The following is a 22,278-nucleotide window of genomic DNA, read 5'->3' as shown; positions in this document are numbered from 1 at the left end:
CATTATGATAGGATATTATGTACCGAACGTTTTATACAGAAAGGAATGAGCCGGCCTTGAAAATCGTAAACAGCACGGCGGAGCTGATCGGCGGCACACCGATCGTAAAGCTCAATCGCCTTCAGCCAGAACATGCAGCACAGGTCTATTTAAAATTAGAATCGTTTAACCCGAGCGGCAGTGTCAAAGACAGAGCGGCTTACAATATGATCATTGAAGCGGAAAACAGCGGGCATTTAAAACCCGGCTCTGTCATCATCGAACCGACAAGCGGCAACACAGGCATCGGCCTGGCGATGAACGCGGCGGCGCGCGGCTACAAGGCAATCCTCGTCATGCCTGACACGATGACGAAGGAACGCATCAACCTCCTGAAAGCGTACGGCGCGGAGGTTGTGTTAACACCAGGGGCGGAAAGAATGCCCGGCAGCATCAAAAAAGCGAAAGAACTCGCCGAACAGATTCCGGGAAGTTTTATCCCGATGCAATTCGATAACGGCGCTAATCCAGATGCCCACCGAAAAACGACCGCCATTGAAATCTATCAGGCCGTTCAGCAGCTCAACAGACCGCTCGGTGCTTTTGTGGCAACGGCGGGAACGGGCGGAACCATTACCGGAACCGGAGAAACGCTGAAGGAGCTTTTCCCGGATATGATTGTTCATGTCGCCGAGCCGGCGGGTTCCCCCGTCCTGTCTGGCGGAAAACCCGGAGCCCATAAGCTTGTCGGGACAAGCCCCGGATTTATTCCCGGCATACTGAATCAGGACGTTTACGATGAAATCATGAGAATATCTGATGAAGATGCGTATACGACAACACGTCGTCTGGCCCGGGAAGAAGGTATACTCGTCGGCCCGTCTTCAGGCGCCGCCTGCTTCGCCGCCATTGAAACCGCAAAACGCCTCCCTTCCGAACAGATCGTCATCTGTATGACGGCCGATACGGGAGAACGTTATTTATCAACGGATTTATGGTCATTTGAATGATAAAAAAGGATGCCGCTTTCGGCGTCCCTTTTTATTATCACTTGGCAAGCTCATAAATGGCTTCGGCATATAAAGCCGTTGACCGGAGAAGGTCATCAATTTCAATGTACTCATCCTTTTGATGCGCGCTGTCAGGCCGGCCGGGGAACAGCGGTCCGAACGCGACGCCCGCCGAAAGGGATCTCGCATACGTTCCTCCGCCGATTGAAATCAGATCCGCTTTCTTTCCCGTCTGTCCCTCGTAAACCTTTTGAAGCGTCTTTACGAGCGGATGATCGGCAGAAACGTGGTGCGGTTTGCTGTCTTTAAATTCTTCAAGCCGGAGTTCTTCAGCAGACGTAAAAGCATCACGGATGAATTTGCTGTCTGAAGTGACGGGATAACGGATGTTGATGCCGAGTTCTCCTTCCTCACCCTTTCTGTATGTAAAGGTGCCGACATTCAATGTAAGCTCTCCGCTGATGTCATCCCTGCAATCGATTTTCAGTTTTTTGCCTCGTGTATCATTTAAAAAATAGTCACTGACGGTTTTGACAAAGTGCTTTCCGGCTTCATCCAGCTCCGTTCCGTTAAGGCATTCAGCAAGCTTTAAGCCGGCATTGACACCATTATCCGGTTCCATCGCGTGGCATGATTTTCCGTATACCCGAAGCGTCAGTTTTCCATTTTCCGAAACTGCTTCACCTTGTGTTTTTGACTGCTCAAGCCATTTGCTGAAATATGCGTGCACGGCATCAAGACCGTCCCCTTCAATAACCGCTTCAGCCGCATCCGGCACCATGTTCAAGCGCAGTCCTGAACGGAATGACAGAAGCCCGTTTTTTGCGTCTTTGTCAGAAGCGCTTTTTGCAATGCGCAGTGACGCATCTATAATTCCTTTTTCCGCGTTAATGATCGGAAAATCCGCGTCTGGAGCAAAGCCGATGTCAGGCATTTTTTCGTGTTTGAAGTAGTAATCCACGCATCTCCAATCACTTTCTTCATCCGTTCCGATGATGATTCTCACGCGTTTGGATAAAGGAAGCTGCATGTCTTTGACGATTTTCAGCGCATAAAACGCTGCCATTGTCGGCCCTTTATCATCTATGGCGCCTCTGGCATATATCCGGCCGTCCCTGATATCGGCTGAAAACGGATCGCTCGTCCAGCCGTCTCCGGGCGGAACGACATCGACGTGGCACAAAACGCCGACGATTTCGTCACCTGTTCCCCATTCAATATGGCCCGCATAGCCGTCAAGATTCTTTACGGTGAAGCCTTCTTTTTCACCGAATTCCAGCAGTGACGTCAGGCTGGCATTGACGCCTTCTCCAAACGGCCGGCCGGGACCGGCTGTTGATTCGTCCATTACGCTGTTGATCTGCAAAAACTTCTGCGTGTCACGGATCAGATCTTCTTTGTTTCTGATGACTTCAACTTCCCAGTTCATCACAAATCCCCTTTCTTGATAAAGACTTGCAAAATGTCGATAAAACGAATAATATAGATGATGTTTTGAAAAAATGTTCGTCATTGGAGGTACTTATGTTTCATCTCGACAAGCATCAAACGACAATAAAAAGAGAAATTACCGCGGGATTGACCACCTTTTTCACAATGGTGTATATCATTGTCGTCAATCCGGTGATCCTTTCCAATGCGGGAATTCCGTTTGACCAGGTGTTCACCGCGACGATTATCGCTTCCATTGTCGGAACTTTATGGATGGCTCTCGCTGCGAATTTTCCGATCGCCATTGCCCCCGGCATGGGCTTAAACGCGTATCTCGCCTTTCACGTTGTCGGCACAGGCAGCGGCATTACGTATCAGACGGCTTTCAGCGCCGTTTTTATCGCGGGAGTCATCTTTATTATTTTATCGTTAACGCCTTTAAGAAAACAACTTATAGAAGCGATTCCGGACAATTTAAAATACGGAATTACGACCGGCATCGGCTTATTTATCGCTTTTATCGGCTTACGCCAATCCGGAATCATCACGGCTGATAAATCTAATCTTGTCGCACTCGGCGATCTTCATTCGCCCGCCGTCATTTTAACGCTTATCGGACTTATCATCAGTATTGTACTGATGGTGCTGAATGTAAACGGGGCTCTGTTCATCGGAATGGCGCTGACCGCCGTCATTGCCTTTTTGACCGGGCAGATCCATTTCGCGAAAGGATTCATGTCCTTCCCGCACCTGCCGGAGGGGCTTTTGATCACAAATCCGTTCGGTGCCCTCGGGGATGTCGTGCATCACGGTCTGTACGCCGTTGTGTTTTCTTTTCTTCTTGTTACGATTTTTGACACAACCGGCACCATGATCGGTGTCGCCGAACAAGCGGGATTGATCAAAAACAATCAGCTGCCGAATGCCAGAAGAGCGCTTTTGGCTGATTCGACCGCTACGACGGTGGGAAGTATCTTCGGCACCAGCCCGACGACCGCGTTCGTTGAATCTTCAGCAGGTGTGGCGGCCGGCGGAAGAACGGGTCTGACGGCGCTGACGATAGCCGTTATGTTTGCCGTTTCCATGTTTTTCAGCCCGCTTGTCAGCGTCTTATCGGAAGTGTCCGCGATTACGTCACCGGCTCTGATTATTGTCGGCAGCCTGATGATGGGCGCGGTATCGAATATCCGCTGGAATGAGCTTGATGAAGCGTTCCCGGCCTTTCTCGTCATTTTGGCGATGCCTTTAACGTCCAGTATTTCAACCGGAATCGCACTCGGCTTCATTTCATATCCGCTTGTTAAAGCAGCTAAGAAAAAATGGCGCGAAATCCATCCTTTAGTCATCATCTTCGCCGTACTGTTTTTTATTCAGCTTTTTATTTTGAACGGACATTAAGAAAAATCCCTTTCCTTTTCGGAAAGGGATTTTCACATATAAAGAACGGAAAGAATCGCGGCAATGAGACACCAGGCGGAACAGATGACTTGGATGACGGTTAATGCGCTGTTTCGCGCCCGGAAATAATCATCACTGTCTCTCTTGATACCGCTTAAAACCGGTTTATCCGTGATCCGGTCAAATAAAAGCGACGCGGCATAGCGGCTGACGATCGCAAATAAAATGAGGACTGCCGGCTTCACTAAGAGCGGAAGAACGAGAATAAGAGCCGTAAAAGCCGCAGTTAAAAGGTAAAGCTGCCGGAGATACCCGCCGTTTCGGATCAGCACTTTAAAGAACAATTCTCTCCACGCCGTATACGCCGACCGTTTTGTAAAGATGTGCTTGGAGCCGGGATATAAAAACGGCTTGCTCCGCCCTTTATTTTTACCATTCGGGAGCTGCACATCATGGCTGAGCATCAAAACAAAGGCCGCGAAAGAAAGCTTGCGCCTGTTCTCCTCAAGCACTTCTTCCTCAAAGGCTGATAATGTCTCCGTCCCTTTCCAAGTCAAAAGGGCGGAACAGATGAACAATATACATCCCGCCGGCCAAAGCCAATACCATTCGGCGGCAAAGACGATCATAAAAAACGCACCCGCCATCAGAACCATCACTTTCAGCCAGCCCGCCGCCTGATTCCCGAATGTCCGCCTGCTGTTTTTTCTGTGCCGATGTACGGCTAATATCGCGGTATGGAAGCCGAACAGACAGCAAAACATACCTGAATATGCCGGTAAGGTACAGTCACCGTACTGGCGCCATAAGGGAAATAACAATACGGCAAGCGCACCCCATTTGATAAGGGAAAGGAACATCGAATACAAAAGCGCGTACCTTTTCAGCTTTTGCATCAGATGTTTTGCATGCACCAAAAATACGTGATCCGCTTCCAGCAAAAAGGTATGAATAAAACCCGTGCACAACAGCAGGGCACTGAATACATACAGCCAGCCCCATCCTAATACTCCTGCCGCTCCATTAAGAAGCCCCCTGCCGTTCAGCCAATCAGCATATTGATAAACGGCAAATGCGGCAGCGGGAAGAACGATATACAGCGCGACCGTCCAATCAATGACCGTCTGAAACACCTTCCATTGATACCGCCAATAATGAAACAGTCTTTGAAAAAACAAAGCCCGCCCGGTCATCGCTGACTGCTCCGAACCGCTGAATAAAAGCAATCCAGCAGTGAACGGCTCCCCGTTTTTTCCTGAAGCTCCTCTAACGTGCCTTGAAGAAGCAGAGCGCCCTGATCCAGCAAATAAAACCGGTCGCAGATTTTTTCCGCCGTATCCAGAACATGAGTGCACATCAAAATCCCCGCGCCCCTTTCTTTCTCAGCAATCAGCATGTCGGTAAACAGCTTTGTTGAGATCGGATCAAGTCCGATAAAAGGCTCATCAATGATGTAAATATCCGGCTTCGCCAAAAATGCCTGTATGAGCATCAATTTTTGCTGCATCCCTTTTGAAAAACCGGAAGGCAAATCATGTTTTACCGATGTCAGTGAAAACTCTTCAAGCAGCCGCTCGGCCCGCTCACGGCATTCTTCCCCTTCTATACCCCGCAATGACCCGGTCAGCTCGAGGTGCTCCCAAAGCGTCAGTTCATCGTAAAAACTCGGACGCTCCGGTATGTAAGCATAAGATGAATCATTCCACTCAATACCGCCTTCTATAGCCCGGGACAGCCCGAGAACCGCCTTTATCACTGTGCTTTTTCCCGCGCCGTTCGCTCCGATTAAACCGGTAATTTCACCAGCGTTGACTGACAGAGATACATCAGAAATCACCTTCGGCCTGTCAGCATAACCGGCGCAGACAATGTTTGCATTCAATAATTCTCCCAAACTTCTCACTCCCCCGTTTTCATACGGACATGTATAAAAAAAGTTTCAGTTTCCATAATAATAAAAGCGGACCGGACATAGTAATGCACCAAGGCGGCACCCATTTGGAAAAAATTATCTGCGCTTATTCCTAGATTCATGTCGTCCATATCGTGTATAATGGAGGCAGTTAAAAGAGAAAAAACAGATGTCATCCTTTGTTGCTTATTCGTACGAAGTTTTAGAGTCGAAAGTTGTGGTATATCAAGTCCATCCGATCTTATGATAGGGAGTGGTTTTTTGAAACCTTCAACAAATCGTATGCTGACTCGGATTAAATCAGTTTACATGTTCATCCAGGAAAAAGGCCTTGTGACAACACAGGAACTGGTTGATGAATTCGGCATTACACCTAGAACCATTCAGCGAGACTTAAATGTGTTAGCATACAATGATCTTGTTCATAGTCCTAGCCGAGGCAAGTGGGAGACAACACGAAAAAAAGTGAAAATTACATCTTAAGCGAACAATTACATAAGGCCCTTTTCGGCCTGACATGCTGCAAGGCAAAGCAGCGTCTTTGCCTTGTTTTTTGTTCCTCTATATAAAAAGCCCAAAACAAATCTGTTTTGGGCTTTTCTGATATCGATTACACTTCAGCGCCTCTCAGCGTTTCGAGCTCCTCTTCAGTCAGCTCGCGGAATTCTCCCGGTTTAAGATCCGGGTCAAGAGAAACAGCCCCCATCGAAAGCCGCTTCAAATAAGCCACTTCATTTCCGACAGCCTTTGCCATCAGCTTCACCTGATGATATTTGCCTTCTGTAATGGTCAAGTGAATCACCGTTTCATCCGGGCTTTCTGTAATGATTTCAACGGCTGCCGGCTTCGTCTTATAGCCTCCTTCAATGACGACGCCTCTTTCCAGATGAACGATGTCTTCCGGTGACAGAGGTGAAATTAACCGGACCTCATATGTTTTGGGCACATGCTTTTTCGGAGAAAGCAGGCGATGAGCGAGCTGCCCGTCATTGGTCAGAAGCAAAAAGCCTTCCGTATCCTTATCAAGACGTCCCGCCGGAAACGGTTCAAAACGCTGTTCTTCAGGCGTCAGCAGATCAACCACCGTTTGCTGGCGGCTGTCTTCGGTAGCGGACAGCACTCCTTGCGGCTTATTCATCATGACATAAATAAATTCACGATAGTCTGCCGGCTCTCCGTATACCGTGATGTCCTGTTTTTCCGGATCGACATGGGTTTTCACATCTTTCGCCGGCTCTCCGTCAATCATGACAGCCCCAGCCTTGACGATTTTTTTCACATCTTTTCTTGAGCCGAATCCGCTGTTGGCAAGCAGCTTATCAAGTCTCATCCTGATCCTCTCCTTTAAAAAGAAAAGCCCGCGATAAGCGGACTATTCATTATTCTTAATGGGCGGAATGCCTGCCTCTCCTCAAAACGCGGGGCAGACGGTTTCCAAACATTTTTTGTAAAAATCCGATTCGGTACGCGGCAAACATGTACACCGCACCGCCGACAGCGGCGCAGACAAAGACGACAATCGCCGCATGCACCTGGCCGCTTTGGTATGTTACAAAGAAACTGAGCAGCCATTGAGTCAGCTTGACCGCGACTCCCATCACGACGGACAGGACTGCGATTAAAATAACCCGTTTTATAAGTACCGTATACGAATAGCCTGCATGGCGCTTAATCATAATAAAACCGTACAGAAGAGAAGCGATATAACCGAGCGCCGTTGCCAAGATGGCACCGTCTCCCTGAAACAGCTTGATCAGCGGCACGTTCAGCACCACTTTTATAATGACGCCGATAAAAAGGCTCACGACAGCAAATTTCTGCTTATTAATCCCTTGCAGGATCGCGGCGTTTACGGTAAACAGAGAAAACAGAATCGCGACAGGCGCGTACCAGAACAATATATCCTGTCCGATATCCGGGCGAAGACTTTCAGAGCCGTAGAAGAACGTATAGGCCGGACCCGATAACACGGACATCCCGACAACAGCGGGAATAACCAAAAACAGAATGATTTGCATCGTCTGGTTAATCTGCTGGTTCAAAAGCTTATAATTCCTGCTCGTAAACGATTCAGTAATCGTCGGAATCAGCGTCAGACCGAAAGCGGTCGCCAGAGAAACCGGGATCATCACAAGCTTCGGCACATAAAGGGTGACAATCGCAAGCATGTCCTGGCTGATATCCTTATGGCCCGCTGCAATCATCGCTTTATTAAACGTATTCGTATCGATATATGAATACAAAGGAATCGCCAGTCCGACAAATACGTAAGGAGCGGCATAACTGAAAAGCTCAATGAACATTTTTTTATAACTTAAGTTCGCAGACGGGACGAGATTCGGCTTCATCGCCAGAAGATCGCCCTTCCGCTTATTCCAGTAAATATAAAGGACGACAAGCCCTCCGAATGATCCGATCAGCGCCGCGAAAGTCGCGTATCCGACTGCGATGACAAGGCCGCCGTTGATCACTCTTAAAATCAAATACGTGGCGCCCAATAAAAAGATGATCCGGGCAAGCTGCTCCACAACCTGTGAAACGGCTGTCGGCCCCATCATCTGATGACCTTGGAAAAAACCTCGCACAAGACTCATAATCGGCACGACCAAAAGTGCCAGACTGACCATCCGGATGACATAAACGACGTGGTCAATCGTAAGTCCGTTGTTACTCGTGCCGCCGAGAGATGTTTCCGCAAAAAACGGCGCTGAAATATAAAGAATTGAAAAAGCGATCATCCCGGTTACGAGCATAACCGACATTCCCGCTCTCAGCATCCGCCTGCTCGTCTCATAGTCTCCTTTGGAGTTATATTTCGAGACAAATTTTGAAACCGCGGCGGGAAATCCCATCGTGGCAATGTTTAAAAACAGTGTATATTGATTATATCCGTATTGAAACAAAGCTCCGCCCGTCGCTCCGACCATCGCTCCGAACGGGATCAGATAAATCATCCCTAAAATCCGCGATATATAGGTGCCGAGCGTCAGCACGAACGTGCCCCTTAACAATTTGCTTGACATGTTTCCTCATCACCATTTTCTACGAAGATTCAACTTTTCTATTTTAACACAACTGGGCAATTAGACGGTAATAATTACAGCGGGAAACTTTTTGGGAAAACTCTTTAAAAAACAAAATACGTTTAAGGATTCCCTTTCTTTCGCTATAATAGCAGAAAGCGGACATTTCCGCCTATTATAGCGAAAGAAAGTTGTTGATGAAATATGAAACACTATGACGTGATTGTGATCGGCGGCGGCCCGTCCGGTTTAATGGCTGCGATTGCCGCAGGCGAAGAAGGGGCGGACGTATTATTAATCGATAAAGGAAACAAGCTGGGACGGAAGCTGGCGATTTCCGGCGGCGGGCGCTGCAACGTGACCAACCGCCTCCCCGTTGAAGAAATCATCAAACACATCCCCGGCAACGGCCGCTTTTTATACAGCGCGTTTTCCGAATTTAATAATGAAGATATTATCGCCTTTTTTGAAAAACTCGGCATTCAGCTGAAAGAAGAAGACCACGGGCGCATGTTCCCGGTGACGGACAAAGCGCAAAGCGTTGTCGATGCGCTTTTGAACCGATTAAAACAACTGAATGTCACCATCCGCACAAATGAAAAAATCAAAGAGGTGCGGTACGAGAACGGCAGGACAGCGGGCATTACGACAAACAATGACGAACACATTAACGCAGACGCCGTCATTATCGCGGTCGGCGGAAAATCAGTCCCGCATACCGGCAGCACCGGAGACGGCTATGCATGGGCGGAAGCGGCCGGTCATACCGTGACCGAACTCTTTCCGACGGAAGTGCCGGTTACGTCGTCAGAACCGTTTATTAAACAAAAAACACTTCAGGGGCTGTCCCTTAGAAACGCGGCCGTCAGCGTCCTGAATAAAAAAGGCAAACCAATCGTCACACACGTGATGGACATGCTGTTTACCCATTTCGGCTTGTCAGGCCCCGCCATTCTCCGCTGCAGCCAGTTCGTCGTCAAAGAACTGAAAAAGCAGCCAGAGGTCAAACTCCGCATCGATCTGTTTCCCGGCATCAACGAGGAAGAGTTATTTCAAAAGATGCACAAGGAACTGAAAGACGCACCGAAAAAAGCGCTCAAAAACGCGCTGAAGCCGTGGATGCAGGAACGGTACCTGCTTTTTCTTCTGGAACGGAATGGTCTTGATCCGCAGACAAGCTTTACGGAACTGCCGAAGGATCAATTCAGGGCTTTTGTCAAAGACTGCAAACAATTTACGGTTGCCGCTGACGGAACGCTTTCTTTGGACAAAGCGTTTGTCACAGGCGGAGGTGTTTCCGTAAAAGAGATTGAGCCGAAACAAATGGCGTCAAAAAAAATGGAAGGCTTATATTTTTGCGGAGAAATACTCGATATTCACGGCTATACCGGGGGCTACAATATCACTTCAGCCTTTGTCACGGGGCGTCTCGCCGGTTTGAATGCAGGACGTTTCTCACGCTCGCTCTAAATGGTTTAAAGCGCACTTACCTGAGCGTCCCCGTTGATAATTGACCAAAAACATGATAGAGTTTTCTGCGTTTTGTTTCACCTGATTGAGGGAATAGGAAGAAAGGATTGATCTGCAATCGTACGACCATACTAAAACAAAATGGCGTATTGAAAAAAATAGTCAGAGGGTGAGAACGTTTGAAGAAGAACATCTCCAGTGTTTTTTGGATTGTGATTGTCATCACAGCCGCTGCGGTTTTATGGGGGGCCATTTCTCCTGACAGCCTGCAGCAAGTCACTGATACGGCACAAAAATTTATTACGGATTCTTTCGGCTGGTATTATCTGCTGGTCGTTTCTATATTTGTCGGTTTCTGTCTCTTTCTCATTGTGAGTCCGATCGGCACAATAAAACTCGGAAAACCCGGGGAAAAACCGGAATTTGGCTTATTATCATGGTTTGCCATGCTTTTCAGCGCAGGCATGGGAATCGGTTTGGTATTTTACGGGGCTGCGGAACCGATCAGCCATTACGCCATCAGCTCTCCCTCAGGTGAAACAGAAACGCCCCAAGCATTTCGTGATGCGCTCCGGTACACATTTTTCCACTGGGGGCTGCACGCTTGGGCCATCTATGCGGTCGTCGCTTTATGTATCGCATATTTTCAATTCAGAAAAGACGCGCCCGGTTTGATCAGCAGCACACTGACACCGCTTTTGGGCGATAAAGTAAACGGGCCGATCGGCAAAGCGATTGACTGTATCGCGGTGTTTGCGACCGTTGTCGGTGTGGCGACAAGCTTAGGGCTCGGAGCGACTCAGATCAACGGCGGTCTGCATTATTTATTCGGCATTCCGAAAACATTTTCCATTCAGCTGATCCTGATCGCTGTCGTGACCGTGTTATTTTTGATTTCTGCGTGGAGCGGAATCGGCAAAGGGATTAAATACTTAAGCAATACCAACATGGCGCTCGCGGCTATTTTAATGATCTTTATGCTCATTGCAGGCCCGACGGTGCTGATTATGAACTCATTTACCGATTCTATCGGCCAATACATCCAAAATATCGTGCAGATGAGCTTTCGCTTGTCTCCGAATGATCCCCAAAAACGCGAATGGATTAACAGCTGGACCATTTTCTATTGGGCCTGGTGGATATCCTGGTCGCCGTTTGTCGGCATTTTTATCGCCCGTGTATCAAGGGGCCGGACGATCCGGGAATTTTTAATCGGGGTGTTGGTGACACCTTGTATATTGGCTTTCTTATGGTTTGCGATCTTCGGTGTATCCGCGATGGATCTTCAGCAGAAAGGCGTATTCAATGTCGCAGGAATGTCAACGGATACGATGCTGTTCGGCGCACTCAGCCACTATCCGCTGACAATGGTAACATCCGTATTAACGCTTGTTCTGATCGCTGTATTCTTTATTACATCAGCGGATTCAGCGACATTTGTGCTTGGAATGCAAACGTCTTACGGCTCATTAGACCCGTCAAACCGGGTGAAAATCATCTGGGGCATCATCCAGTCCGCCGTGGCAGCGGTATTATTATATTCCGGCGGTCTGGCCGCACTGCAAAACACGGCCATTCTCGCCGCGGTTCCGTTTTCAGTCGTGATCCTTCTGATGATCGTGTCTCTGTACAAGTCATTAGCGAGCGAGAGAAAAGGAATCAAACAAGCGGAGAAATACCAAAAACCAAGAAGTCCCCGAGTCAAAAAAGCATAATGCACAAAGAAGCCCGGCATTTCATCCGGGCTTCTTTATTTTCGGTATAAAATGAGAGCGGAAAAACAATAAAGCTGCTCACCTTCAGGATCACAGGCCGCCGCTACCGTATATTTAATATCAACGAGCTGTTCATCAGAAATCCCCTTTAAAAATGTATTGACTTCAGTCTGCAGATCCTTTTCATGCTCCTCATCAAAAACAGCTATCTTCAGCACATCACCCTCTCCTTTCTCTATCAATTTATTCCGGTTCAATTGAAATATGATAGAGAAAAACAGATTTTCTTTTTTACTGATTTTTTACTAAAAGTGACCAAAAATAGTTGTTGAAAACGCTTACTAACGTATGATAATATCACTTTAACAATAACCAGGTCATTTCTATTTAGTAAATATTTAGTAAAAAGGAGATGCGAAATGGTCCGTCTCAAAGATATTGCCTTACAGGCATCTGTATCCAGCGCGACAGTATCGAGAATTTTGAATAAGGATGACTCTTTAGCCGTGACTGATGAAACAAGAGAAAAAGTTCTGAGGATCGCCGATGAGCTGGGCTATCAGCCGTCGGCAAAAAAACGGAAGAACCGCAGCCGCAGCGATTCAGCGCCCCTGATCGGCGTTGTCAGCTGCCTGTCACCCGAAGAAGAACGGCAGGATCCTTATTTTTCAGCGATCCGAAAAGGCATTGAGGAAGAATGCTTTCGGCAAAAAGTTTTTATCACATCTTCTATCCATCTCGGTTCTTTTCAAGAGCATATGTTTCACGAACTGGACGGCGTTATCATAATCGGCAGCCTGCAAGACGAGGCGCTTACGAACATCAGCGCCGCTTTCAGGCACGCGGTATTTGTTAACGGCACCCCCGATCCCGCCCGCTACGATTCCGTCAGCGTGGATTTTTATGCCGCAGCGCAAAAGGCGATAGAACATCTTCTGTCGCTCGGTTACCAGCGGCTCGGTTATATCGGCGGCCGGGAGCGGGAGCATACCGTCATAGACGGTGTAAACAGCAATAAAACGATTGAGGATAAGCGTCTGACTGCTTTCTTACAAATGGCCGGCGCCGAGCCGGAGCATGTGCTGATCGGCGAATACAGTATGCACGAAGGGTTCCGGCTGATGAATGAAGCCATCAAAGGCGGAAGTCTCCCCGATGCCTTTTTTATCGCAAGTGATTCGATGGCTGTCGGCGCTTTAAAAGCCTTGCAGGAAGCCGGTCTTCAAGTCCCGCGCGATACGGCGGTTGTCAGCTTCAACGGAATTGATGAGGCAGAATACGCCAGCACGCCGTTATCAACGGTAAAAGTATACACGGAAGAGATGGGCCGGACGGGTGTCAAATTGCTTCTCGACCGTTTAAACGGCAGAACCGTCCCGCTGGCCGTGACGCTCCCCACTTCATTGATTGTCAGACAAAGCTGCGGCTCACAAGAAAGGAGGTGACGTGTCCCGCAGCGTTTATATCATATTTAAAGGAGGAAAAGATGAAACGCTTACTGGCTTTGTTTCTTTCTTTTACTTGCATGATACTTCCCGGCTGCTCGGCAGAACAGAGCGGCGCCGGAGAAAAGCAGAAAACATTGACAGTCTATTCCACCATATCCTCAGACAGCGAACGCGCCGTATTCAGAAAGTTGGCTGATTCATTCCAAAAAGAACATCCGGACATTCAAGTAAACGTTCATTTCCCAGGCAATGACTACGAAAATATGATGAGAGTCAGAATGGCAGCCGGTGACATGCCCGACCTTTTCGACACACACGGCTGGGCCAAAATCCGCTACGGAGAATATACCGCCGACCTCAGCGGCATGTCTTGGACGAAGCGGCTCGATCCGAATTTAAACAGCATGCTCAAAGACGCCAAAGGCAGAATATACGCCTTCCCTCTGAATCAGGCAAAGGACGGACTGGCATACAACCGCACGCTGTTGGAAAAATACGGAATCAAACCGCCGGAAACAATGGATGATTTTATGAAGGCATTGAGACAGATTAAAGAAAAAAGCGGCGGAACAGTCACCCCCTTCTGGTTTGCCGGCTATGAGAAAAGCTCATTTGCCCAATATTACGATCAATTCGCCGCACCGCTTCTTATCACAGATCCCGCACACCGTTACAAAAAACAACTGTTAAACGGAACCTTCCGCTGGACACACTTCACCTATTTATCTGACAAACTGAAAGAGATGCAAAAGGAAAACCTGCTCAATATAGATGCCGTGACGGCAAAACGGTCCCAGCTCATTGAACTGATGGCGCAAAACAAAATCGCCTTTACGCTGCAGGGCGGCACCCTCGGCCAAGACGTCGCTCAAATCAATCCGAAGGTAAAAGTCGGCATCATACCGACCCCGGCCGTCCACAAGGGAGACGCACCGGTTTGGATCGGAGGCGAACGTTACACGCTGGCGGCATTCAAGGATTCCGCGCGGCTTAAAGAAGCGAAACAGTTTATCGCATTTATGGCCCGCCCCGAGCATGCAAAATCAATTGCCGAAGCGACATCGCTTCCGGCCGGATTAGTGAATGTGCAAACGGACATTTTCTACGCAAATGACTATAAGCGCTATCAGCATATTAAGGTGCAGCCTTATTTTGACCGCCTTTATTTGCCGAACGGAATGTGGGATGTGATGGGAACAGCCGGGCAGGAGCTGATGGCCGATATCTTAACCCCCGCTGAAATTTCAGCGAAACTCGGCAGGGAATATAAGCGGCTCCGGCTTCAATCTGATTCACAGGGAGCTGAAAAAGAATGAGTGATCTTGCAAGAGAAACTCAAGGATCTCAACATCAAAAGCCGGTAAAATCCGCGTCACTATGGTGGATGTACGTTCCCGCTCTTGCCATAGTTTTTATTTTCATGATTTTTCCGTTTGTCAAAGGCGCTTTTATCACATTTACAAACTGGAACGGCTTCTCACAGACGTATCAATGGGTGGGGGTCACTCAATATAAAAGGCTTTTTACAGATCCGGACACGTGGCTTATTGTGAAAAACACTTTGCTTTACGGCATCGGAAGCACTTTTTTTCAGAATATGCTCGGACTTTTATATGCGCTGCTTTTGAATCAGAGCTCAAAAATGAAGGCGCTCACAAGAACGATCGTCTACCTGCCCGTCATTATCAGTCCGCTGATAATGGGATACATTTGGTATTTTATTTTCTCATATGACGGGGGTGCGCTGAATGATGTACTTGGCGCACTGGGAATCGGTCCTGTCAACGCCTTGGCAAGCCCTGCGGCAAACCCGTGGATTATCGTGATGATTAACACGTATCAATACGCAGGCATTGCGATGATTGTATATTTGGCGGGGCTGCAAAGCATTCCGAAAGATTATTACGAGGCCGCAAAAATAGATGGCGCGGGAGGTCTTCAGCCGTTTTTCACCATCACCCTGCCTTTATTGATGCCGGCTGTCACCATCAACATGGTCATCAATATCATCGGCGGGCTGAAGCTGTTTGATGTCATTTTCGCACTGACCGCAGGCGGGCCGGGCAATTCCTCTCAATCGATGTCGACGTTTATGTATGATTTATATTTTAAACGGCAGGATGCGGGATATGCCGCCGCCCAAGGCGTATTTATGTCCGTTATTATTCTTGTCATCAGCTTTTCGGCTCTCGTGTATTTCAAGCGAAAGGAGACAGAAATGTCATGAAAACAGCCCGAATGCGGATTTTTACGCTGTTGGCAGCCGTTATCTCGTGCGTTCATATTGTCCCCTTTTATATTTTGCTGACCACGTCATTAAAAGCAAAAGGAGACTACAGTTCAAAATGGTCGCTGCCATCCGCCTTTTCATTTCAGAATTTTCGTGAAGCATGGGAACGTGCCTCTCTCGGGCAATCCTTTCTGAACACGATCATCATTACAGCCGTTTCCGCCGCTTTGTTAATTTTCATGGGTTCGCTTGCCGCATACCCTCTCGCAAGAAGAAATACAAAGCTGAACAAAATCGTCTTCGGCCTTTTGATTTCAATCATGATCATCCCGCCTTTGACTTCCATGGTTCCTTTATACAAGATGGTCGCTGATGCGGGGCTGATCAATACGCATGCCGCAGCCATTCTCATTAATACGGCTGCATATATGCCGCTGACCGTTTTCTTATATTCAGGGTTTATCCGCTCTTCCATTCCGAAAGAGCTTGAGGAAGCCGCCAGGATGGACGGCGCGGGATTGATCAGGACTTTTTATACAATCGTGTTTCCTTTGTTGAAACCGATTACCGCAACGGTCTGCATTATTTCCTGCGTGTTTATCTGGAACGATTACCAATTTGCGATTTTCTTTTTACAAGATCAAAAGGTGCAGACATTGACCGTGGCCATGGCGGGATTCTTCGGCGAAAACGCGAACAATCTTCACTTAGTCGCCGCAGCCGCAATTATGGCGATGCTGCCGATGGTCGTATTGTTTTTGGCGCTTCAAAAATATTTTATCTCAGGGCTGTCCTCCGGGGCGGTCAAAGGCTGAGAAGAAAAGGGAGGAATTTCTATTGAAGAAAATTACGTTTATCGGAGCGGGGAGCACGATTTTCGCAAAAAATGTACTGGGGGACTGCTTACTGACTGAAGCATTAAACGGGTTTGAATTCGCGCTTTATGATATTGACGCTGTACGGCTGAAAGAATCCCAGCTCATGCTGGAAAACATGAGAGACCGCTACAATACGAGTATATCCATCATCTCCTACGATGACCGAAAACAGGCGCTGAAACACGCCGGCTATGTGATCAACGCCATTCAAGTCGGCGGCTATAAACCCGCGACGGTTATTGACTTTGACATCCCGAAGCGGTACGGTCTCCGCCAGACGATTGCCGATACCGTCGGAATAGGCGGCATTTTCCGTTCCCTTCGCACCATCCCCGTTTTATTTGACATCGCAAAAGACATGGAAGAGGTCTGCCCGGATGCGTGGCTGTTAAACTATACAAATCCGATGGCCTCTCTGACCGGAGCGATGCTCAGACATACAAATGTCAAAACGGTCGGCCTGTGCCACAGCGTCCAGGTATGTACCAAAGATCTGTTTGACTCACTCGGCATGGATCACGAAGGGACAGAAGAACGCATTGCCGGCATCAACCATATGGCTTGGCTTTTGGAGATTAAAAAAGACGGAATTGATTTATATCCTGAAATTAAAAGACGGGCACGCGAAAAACAAAAGACGAAACATAAGGACATGGTGCGGTTTGAGCTGATGGATAAATTCGGCTGCTACGTAACGGAATCATCTGAGCATAATGCTGAATATCACCCGTATTTTATAAAAAGCCGGTATCCTGAGCTGATAGATGAACTCCAAATTCCGCTTGATGAATATCCGAGGAGATGCGCGGAACAAATCAACAATTGGGAAACGATGAGAGACGGCATCATCAACAACCAAAACCTGACGCACGAACGCTCAAAAGAATACGGTTCGAGAATTATAGAAGCGATGGAGACGGGCAAACCGTTCACATTCGGCGGCAATGTGCTGAATACCGGGCTGATACCGAATCTGCCGGCGAAAGCGGTCGTTGAAGTGCCTTGCACAGCCGTCAAAAACCACATTATGTCGTGCTATTCCGGCGAACTTCCGGAGCAGCTCGCGGCGCTCAACAGAACAAACATTAACACACAGCTTTTAACCATCGAAGCGGCCGTTACATTAAAAAAGGAAGCCGTATATCAGGCGGCCATGCTTGACCCGCATACAAGCGCCGAGCTTTCCATGAATGACATCATCTCTTTGTGCGACGACTTATTTGAAGCGCACAAAGACCTGCTTCCGGCTTATCACTGATCATTCGCGATCCGGTCCTGGAAAGGCTGGATCGCTTTATATGTTCAGCACCAGTTTGACCGTCTGTAAAGTGTGTCCTTTAAAGTCTTCTTCAAATTCACATACCCATTGAAACCCTTTCGCTTGATAAAAGGATAAGGCGATGCGGTTCTCTTTTTCTGCATGGACATAAAGCTTTTTTACCCCGCCGGACTGCCTGATGCATTCTTTAAGGAGTGTCGTTCCTATCCCGCTTCCCTGGCAATCCGGGTCAATATAGATGGCGGTCAGCTCCGCATTTCCGTCTTTTTGAACCGGGGTGACATTTGCAAAACCGAGCACTCGCCCCTCTTCTTCTGCCACAAAGAACAGAGAATGCAAGAGCCGGCGTTCCATCATCTCATCCTGATAGGCGGATTCGAGAAACTGATCCTGAATGTGTCCGGGAATAATCCCTTCATACGTATGATGCCAGCTGCGTTCTGCGACTTGCCGGACCTGTTTGATATCGTTTGTTTTCATCGCGCGGATCATCGGTTTCACCTGATTCGCCTCCCGTTTTTTTATAAAAAAAGAAGAAAAAGACGCACGTCCTTTTTCTTCTTTCACTTCAAAGCGTTATTTCTTCGGCTTTGTTTCGCCTTCCCACTCCAGCATGCCGCCTTCAACATTAACCGTACGGAAGCCCTGCTCATGTAAATACATACAAACGTTCATACTTCTTTTTCCGGAACGGCAGATAAATACATATTCCTTGTCCTTGTCTAACGCATCCATCTTCTCAGGGATGTCTCCCATGCGGATGTGAACGGCCTGCGGAATCATTCCTTCGGCAACTTCTTCGTCTTCTCTGACATCAACCAGATACAGCTCTTCTCCCGTTTTTAATTTTTCTTCCAGTGCGGCTGTGCTGATTTCATTTATTTTCAATGTGTGACACTCCCATTCATCTTTATGGTGTTAAGTATACCAAAGCCCGCGGTGCAATTTCTATGATAGAGGCCTGATAAAAAAGCCCCTCTCTGTAGGAGAGGGGCTTCGTCCGGTCAGTTTGCCACGATATTGACAAGCTTGCCCGGTACGGCAATGATTTTTCGGATCGTTTTTCCTTCAAGCTGCTCTTTTACTTTTTCGTCAGCTTGTGCGAGCTGTTCTAACGCTGCTTTATCAGCATCAGCCGGAACCATTAATTTCGCTTTTACTTTTCCGTTCAGCTGGACGACGATTTCCACTTCATCGTCCACCAGTTTTGATTCGTCATAAGCAGGCCAAGCCTCGTATGCAATCGAACCTTCGTGGCCGAGTTTTTCCCACAGTTCTTCAGCCAAATGCGGCGCAATAGGAGAAAGCAGCTTCACAAAACCTTCGATATAGTCTTTCGGCAGTTCATTCGCTTTGTAAGCTTCATTAATGAAGACCATCAGCTGAGAAATGCCCGTGTTAAAACGAAGGGCTTCGAAGTTTTCTGTCACTTTCATGACCGTTTCATGATAGACGCGCTCAAGAGTTTCGCCTGCGCCTTCTGTCACTTTGCCCGTCAGTTCGCCGTTTTCCTCGATAAACAAACGCCATACGCGGTCAAGGAAGCGGCGCGCTCCGTCAAGACCTGATTCAGACCAGGCGATAGATGCATCAAGCGGCCCCATAAACATTTCGTACAGGCGGAGCGTATCTGCTCCGTGAGACGCCACAATTTCATCCGGATTGACGACGTTTCCGCGGGATTTACTCATTTTTTCATTATTTTCCCCGAGAATCATTCCTTGGTTATACAGCTTTTGGAACGGTTCTTTCGTCGGCACGACACCGATGTCGTAGAGGAATTTATGCCAGAAACGCGCGTACAGAAGGTGAAGCACGGCATGCTCCGCTCCTCCGATGTAAATATCAACAGGCAGCCATTTATCCAGTTTCTCAGGTGACGCGAGCTGATCCGGATTTTTCGGATCGATAAAGCGGAGGAAATACCAGCAGCTTCCCGCCCATTGCGGCATCGTGTTTGTTTCTCTTCTGCCTTTTTTGCCCGTTTCAGGATCAGTGACTTCCACCCACTCTTTAATGTTGGCAAGCGGTGATTCACCTGTTCCGCTCGGTTTGATTTCATCTGTTTTCGGCAGAATCAGCGGCAGCTCTTCCGCCGGAACGGCTGTTGACGTGCCGTCTTCCCAATGAATAACCGGAATCGGCTCGCCCCAATAGCGCTGGCGGCTGAACAGCCAATCACGCAGACGGTATGTCACTTTTTTCTCACCGTTTTTCGTTTCTTCAAGCCAGGCGATCATTTTTTCAATCGCTTCCGCTTTATTCAGTCCGTTCAGAAAGCCGGAATTGACATGCTCTCCGTCTCCCGTGTACGCTTCTTCTTCCGTGTTTCCGCCTTTTACGACTTCTTTGACAGGCAGGCTGAACACTTTGGCGAATTCAAAATCACGTTCGTCATGCGCCGGCACGGCCATTACAGCGCCCGTTCCGTAAGAGGCGAGGACATAATCCGCTATCCAGATCGGCAGCTTTTCTCCGTTTGCAGGGTTTACGGCATATGCGCCTGTGAAGACGCCCGTTTTTGTTTTCGCAAGATCCGTCCGTTCCAGATCACTTTTCGCCTGAACTTCTTTAACATAAGCGTCTACCGCTTCTTTTTGTTCAGGCGTCGTGATGGCCTCCACAAGCTCATGCTCAGGAGCCAGTACGGCATAAGCCGCGCCGAACAGCGTGTCCGGTCTTGTCGTAAACACCGTAAACGTGTCATCAGTGCCGTCGATCGCGAAATGCACGTTTGCGCCTTCTGAGCGTCCGATCCAGTTGCGCTGCATGTCTTTAATGCTTTCCGGCCAGTCAAGTTCTTCTAAATCTTCAAGAAGCCTGTCCGCATAAGCGGTGATTTTCAGCATCCATTGTCTCATCGGACGGCGTTCAACCGGATGGCCGCCCCGCTCGCTTTTGCCGTCAATGACTTCTTCGTTCGCAAGCACCGTTCCGAGCGCCGGGCACCAGTTGACCGGCACTTCGTCTACGTAAGCGAGCCCTTTTTCGTACAGCTTGGTGAAGATCCACTGCGTCCACTTGTAATAGTCCGGATCAGTCGTATTGATTTCACGATCCCAATCGTAAGAAAATCCGAGTGATTGGATCTGGCGGCGGAAATTATCTATATTTTGTTTTGTGAACTCAGCCGGATCATTCCCCGTGTCAAGCGCGTATTGCTCGGCAGGAAGCCCGAACGCGTCCCATCCCATCGGATGAAGCACATTGTATCCTTGCATGCGTCTCATGCGCGAAAGGATATCGGTTGCCGTATAGCCTTCCGGATGTCCGACATGAAGGCCGGCTCCTGAAGGATACGGGAACATGTCAAGCGCGTAAAACTTCGGCTTGTCATTCTCTTCACTGACGGCGAACGTTTTATGATCCAACCAGTAATTCTGCCATTTCTTTTCTATTTTTTCGTGCTGAAAACTCAACGTAAAAACCTCCTTCTGATTGAATACGGCGTATGTAGTCCAAGTATTGACGGGATGAGAAAGATTATATTCAGATTATTCTAAAACTAAAAAAAACTCCCTCATCCCAAAAAGGGACGAGAGATTTTTATTTCCCGCGGTACCACCCTCGTTAGCGCGGTTTTAAGCCGCACTCACTTGATACTTTTAACGCAGTTATGCGTCAGCGGTTTTGCCGCTGCAACTCTGAGGCGAGTTCGGAAACAGACTTGATTGACTTGCACCGGCCGTCAACTCTCTGATTGCAAAATCTGCTTCTTACTGCTCCTCTTCACTGTTCTTATCGCTACCGTAATCTTACCTGTATTTTATAGAATTCTGTTCATAAGTGCAAGCAGGTTTGTATACAATGGGAATGTACCCAGAACGGGTCATGAGCGGGGATATTATTTTGATGGAGGATTTTTTTGCTGGTGTGGTTTTGCTTCGGCCGAATCACTGTTTTGTTCTCTGACAAAATCAAAGCTCCTGAGAACAGCTTCTCCGCCGTAGCCTGCGATTATGGATAAGATGACGAGTTGAATTCCTGAATCGGGGTCAGCGGATAAGACAAGTAAGATGGAAGCAGCCATTCCGATAAAACCATCTTCCAAAAAACCGAGATAGATAAACCGCTTTGTCATTCTGGGTTTCTCCAGCCTGCCTCTCTTTTTCACATGACCGAGAACCCCCATGATGCCTCCAATTACACAAGCAATTATTACCTGATGCAGCATCTTCATCACCTTCCTAAAGCCCTTATTTAGTAAAGCGACTTCAGGCCATCCAGCCCCCTTACGAATACGATGATATTCGATATCTACATACCGGCGATTGAGCAGGAAAGTAAAAAGCTTGTTTCTTCCATTATATGTGAACACATGATCGGTAAGCTTGATGCATTAGATTCATTTTTCACCCAGTGACAATGACCTAGTCACTTACTTAGCAATGTGTGCCTTCCCCTTATATATTCAGTGTATATGAGGACAAGCCCGAATGACAAATTGCAAACTTCGGCTGCTTGAATCAGAACATATGTTATGCTACGGTTACTGTAGATTCATT

General features: G+C 47.9%; 20 protein-coding genes and 1 other annotated feature. Of the genes, 10 read left to right on the top strand and 10 right to left on the bottom strand.

Going from position 1 to position 22,278, the window contains the following annotated elements; translation table 11 throughout:
- Positions 1-17: 17 nt before the first annotated feature.
- The gene (gene cysK, locus ACWHAR_RS00465) at positions 18-989 is read left to right on the top strand and encodes a cysteine synthase A (RefSeq protein ID WP_087920777.1); all 972 of its coding nucleotides are present in this window, start codon (positions 18-20) and stop codon (positions 987-989) included.
- A gap of 37 nt (positions 990-1,026) precedes the next feature.
- Here cysK and pepV read toward each other — a convergent pair whose 3' ends face one another.
- A complete protein-coding gene (gene pepV / locus ACWHAR_RS00460) occupies positions 1,027-2,418 on the bottom strand; it encodes a dipeptidase PepV (protein ID WP_032873601.1) in 1,392 nt (463 codons plus the stop codon).
- 95 nt (positions 2,419-2,513) lie between these two features.
- Between pepV and ACWHAR_RS00455 the strand changes: the two genes are divergently transcribed.
- On the top strand, positions 2,514-3,818 hold the full coding sequence (locus tag ACWHAR_RS00455; protein WP_012118223.1) for an NCS2 family permease: 1,305 nt from the start codon (positions 2,514-2,516) through the stop codon (positions 3,816-3,818).
- Between the two features lie 32 nt (positions 3,819-3,850).
- Here ACWHAR_RS00455 and ACWHAR_RS00450 read toward each other — a convergent pair whose 3' ends face one another.
- Positions 3,851-5,011: an ABC transporter permease gene (locus ACWHAR_RS00450; RefSeq protein ID WP_032873599.1), complete on the bottom strand. Its 1,161-nt coding sequence runs from the start codon at positions 5,009-5,011 to the stop codon at positions 3,851-3,853.
- Positions 5,008-5,712 (bottom strand): ABC transporter ATP-binding protein, encoded by a 705-nt coding sequence (locus ACWHAR_RS00445; protein ID WP_032873596.1) that lies wholly within the window; start codon positions 5,710-5,712, stop codon positions 5,008-5,010. The genes ACWHAR_RS00450 and ACWHAR_RS00445 overlap by 4 nt, the downstream gene beginning before the upstream one ends.
- 279 nt (positions 5,713-5,991) lie before the next feature.
- Here ACWHAR_RS00445 and ACWHAR_RS00440 point away from each other — a divergent pair, with 279 nt between their 5' ends.
- Entirely contained in the window at positions 5,992-6,213 is a 222-nt protein-coding gene (locus tag ACWHAR_RS00440) for a DeoR family transcriptional regulator (RefSeq protein WP_003152337.1), read from the top strand.
- A 127-nt stretch (positions 6,214-6,340) separates the two neighbouring features.
- On the opposite strand, the gene ACWHAR_RS00435 is transcribed toward ACWHAR_RS00440, so the two are convergent.
- Positions 6,341-7,060: a pseudouridine synthase gene (locus ACWHAR_RS00435; protein ID WP_007613195.1), complete on the bottom strand. Its 720-nt coding sequence runs from the start codon at positions 7,058-7,060 to the stop codon at positions 6,341-6,343.
- Between the two features lie 55 nt (positions 7,061-7,115).
- On the bottom strand, positions 7,116-8,753 hold the full coding sequence (locus ACWHAR_RS00430) for a putative polysaccharide biosynthesis protein (protein WP_003152313.1): 1,638 nt from the start codon (positions 8,751-8,753) through the stop codon (positions 7,116-7,118).
- 204 nt (positions 8,754-8,957) lie between these two features.
- On the opposite strand from ACWHAR_RS00430, the gene ACWHAR_RS00425 reads away from it, so the two are divergent.
- The gene (locus tag ACWHAR_RS00425) at positions 8,958-10,223 is read left to right on the top strand and encodes a BaiN/RdsA family NAD(P)/FAD-dependent oxidoreductase (protein ID WP_007408798.1); all 1,266 of its coding nucleotides are present in this window, start codon (positions 8,958-8,960) and stop codon (positions 10,221-10,223) included.
- A gap of 179 nt (positions 10,224-10,402) precedes the next feature.
- Positions 10,403-11,938, top strand: coding sequence for a glycine betaine transporter OpuD (gene opuD / locus ACWHAR_RS00420; RefSeq protein ID WP_007613202.1), 1,536 nt, complete (start codon positions 10,403-10,405; stop codon positions 11,936-11,938).
- Positions 11,939-11,973: 35 nt separating this feature from the next.
- Here opuD and ACWHAR_RS00415 read toward each other — a convergent pair whose 3' ends face one another.
- A complete protein-coding gene (locus ACWHAR_RS00415; RefSeq protein ID WP_003152309.1) occupies positions 11,974-12,156 on the bottom strand; it encodes a sporulation protein Cse60 in 183 nt (60 codons plus the stop codon).
- Between the two features lie 201 nt (positions 12,157-12,357).
- On the opposite strand from ACWHAR_RS00415, the gene ACWHAR_RS00410 reads away from it, so the two are divergent.
- The 5 genes from ACWHAR_RS00410 to melA are packed head-to-tail and all read left to right on the top strand — an operon-like array spanning position 12,358 to position 17,752.
- The gene (locus ACWHAR_RS00410; RefSeq protein WP_032873594.1) at positions 12,358-13,383 is read left to right on the top strand and encodes a LacI family DNA-binding transcriptional regulator; all 1,026 of its coding nucleotides are present in this window, start codon (positions 12,358-12,360) and stop codon (positions 13,381-13,383) included.
- 41 nt (positions 13,384-13,424) lie between these two features.
- A complete protein-coding gene (locus ACWHAR_RS00405) occupies positions 13,425-14,702 on the top strand; it encodes an ABC transporter substrate-binding protein (RefSeq protein WP_032873592.1) in 1,278 nt (425 codons plus the stop codon).
- Complete coding sequence (locus tag ACWHAR_RS00400; protein ID WP_032873590.1) at positions 14,699-15,613, top strand: carbohydrate ABC transporter permease; 915 nt, start codon at positions 14,699-14,701, stop codon at positions 15,611-15,613. Before ACWHAR_RS00405 ends, ACWHAR_RS00400 begins: the two co-directional genes overlap by 4 nt.
- On the top strand, positions 15,610-16,431 hold the full coding sequence (locus ACWHAR_RS00395) for a carbohydrate ABC transporter permease (RefSeq protein ID WP_007408803.1): 822 nt from the start codon (positions 15,610-15,612) through the stop codon (positions 16,429-16,431). Before ACWHAR_RS00400 ends, ACWHAR_RS00395 begins: the two co-directional genes overlap by 4 nt.
- Positions 16,432-16,453: 22 nt before the next feature.
- On the top strand, positions 16,454-17,752 hold the full coding sequence (gene melA, locus ACWHAR_RS00390; RefSeq protein ID WP_032873588.1) for an alpha-galactosidase MelA: 1,299 nt from the start codon (positions 16,454-16,456) through the stop codon (positions 17,750-17,752).
- Positions 17,753-17,788: 36 nt separating this feature from the next.
- Here the strand turns inward: melA and ACWHAR_RS00385 are convergent, their stop codons facing one another.
- From ACWHAR_RS00385 to ACWHAR_RS00370, 4 genes are all read right to left on the bottom strand, one after another.
- The gene (locus ACWHAR_RS00385) at positions 17,789-18,340 is read right to left on the bottom strand and encodes a GNAT family N-acetyltransferase (protein WP_079891119.1); all 552 of its coding nucleotides are present in this window, start codon (positions 18,338-18,340) and stop codon (positions 17,789-17,791) included.
- A 9-nt stretch (positions 18,341-18,349) separates the two neighbouring features.
- Positions 18,350-18,661 (bottom strand): rhodanese-like domain-containing protein, encoded by a 312-nt coding sequence (locus ACWHAR_RS00380; RefSeq protein ID WP_032873586.1) that lies wholly within the window; start codon positions 18,659-18,661, stop codon positions 18,350-18,352.
- A 116-nt stretch (positions 18,662-18,777) separates the two neighbouring features.
- Positions 18,778-21,192, bottom strand: coding sequence for a leucine--tRNA ligase (gene leuS, locus ACWHAR_RS00375; RefSeq protein ID WP_007613214.1), 2,415 nt, complete (start codon positions 21,190-21,192; stop codon positions 18,778-18,780).
- Positions 21,193-21,301: 109 nt separating this feature from the next.
- Positions 21,302-21,515 (bottom strand) — a binding site (T-box leader).
- Between the two features lie 102 nt (positions 21,516-21,617).
- A complete protein-coding gene (locus ACWHAR_RS00370; RefSeq protein ID WP_015418038.1) occupies positions 21,618-21,953 on the bottom strand; it encodes a DUF4257 domain-containing protein in 336 nt (111 codons plus the stop codon).
- Positions 21,954-22,278: the final 325 nt, after the last annotated feature.

Source organism: Bacillus sp. LR--39 (genome assembly GCF_053613335.1).
The sequence above is the reverse complement of the archived record's forward strand: the minus strand, read 5'-3'. Positions and strand labels throughout refer to the sequence as shown.

Excerpts from the sequence above, each read along its gene's own strand:
- cysK (WP_087920777.1), top strand. The coding sequence starts at position 18 with ATGTACCGAACGTTTTATACAGAAAGGAATGAGCCGGCCTTGAAAATC.
- pepV (WP_032873601.1), bottom strand. The coding sequence starts at position 2,418 with ATGAACTGGGAAGTTGAAGTCATCAGAAACAAAGAAGATCTGATCCGT.
- ACWHAR_RS00455 (WP_012118223.1), top strand. The coding sequence starts at position 2,514 with ATGTTTCATCTCGACAAGCATCAAACGACAATAAAAAGAGAAATTACC.
- ACWHAR_RS00450 (WP_032873599.1), bottom strand. The coding sequence starts at position 5,011 with ATGACCGGGCGGGCTTTGTTTTTTCAAAGACTGTTTCATTATTGGCGG.
- ACWHAR_RS00435 (WP_007613195.1), bottom strand. The coding sequence starts at position 7,060 with ATGAGACTTGATAAGCTGCTTGCCAACAGCGGATTCGGCTCAAGAAAA.
- ACWHAR_RS00430 (WP_003152313.1), bottom strand. The coding sequence starts at position 8,753 with ATGTCAAGCAAATTGTTAAGGGGCACGTTCGTGCTGACGCTCGGCACC.
- ACWHAR_RS00425 (WP_007408798.1), top strand. The coding sequence starts at position 8,958 with ATGAAACACTATGACGTGATTGTGATCGGCGGCGGCCCGTCCGGTTTA.
- ACWHAR_RS00410 (WP_032873594.1), top strand. The coding sequence starts at position 12,358 with ATGGTCCGTCTCAAAGATATTGCCTTACAGGCATCTGTATCCAGCGCG.
- ACWHAR_RS00405 (WP_032873592.1), top strand. The coding sequence starts at position 13,425 with ATGAAACGCTTACTGGCTTTGTTTCTTTCTTTTACTTGCATGATACTT.
- ACWHAR_RS00400 (WP_032873590.1), top strand. The coding sequence starts at position 14,699 with ATGAGTGATCTTGCAAGAGAAACTCAAGGATCTCAACATCAAAAGCCG.
- ACWHAR_RS00395 (WP_007408803.1), top strand. The coding sequence starts at position 15,610 with ATGAAAACAGCCCGAATGCGGATTTTTACGCTGTTGGCAGCCGTTATC.
- ACWHAR_RS00370 (WP_015418038.1), bottom strand. The coding sequence starts at position 21,953 with ATGAAGATGCTGCATCAGGTAATAATTGCTTGTGTAATTGGAGGCATC.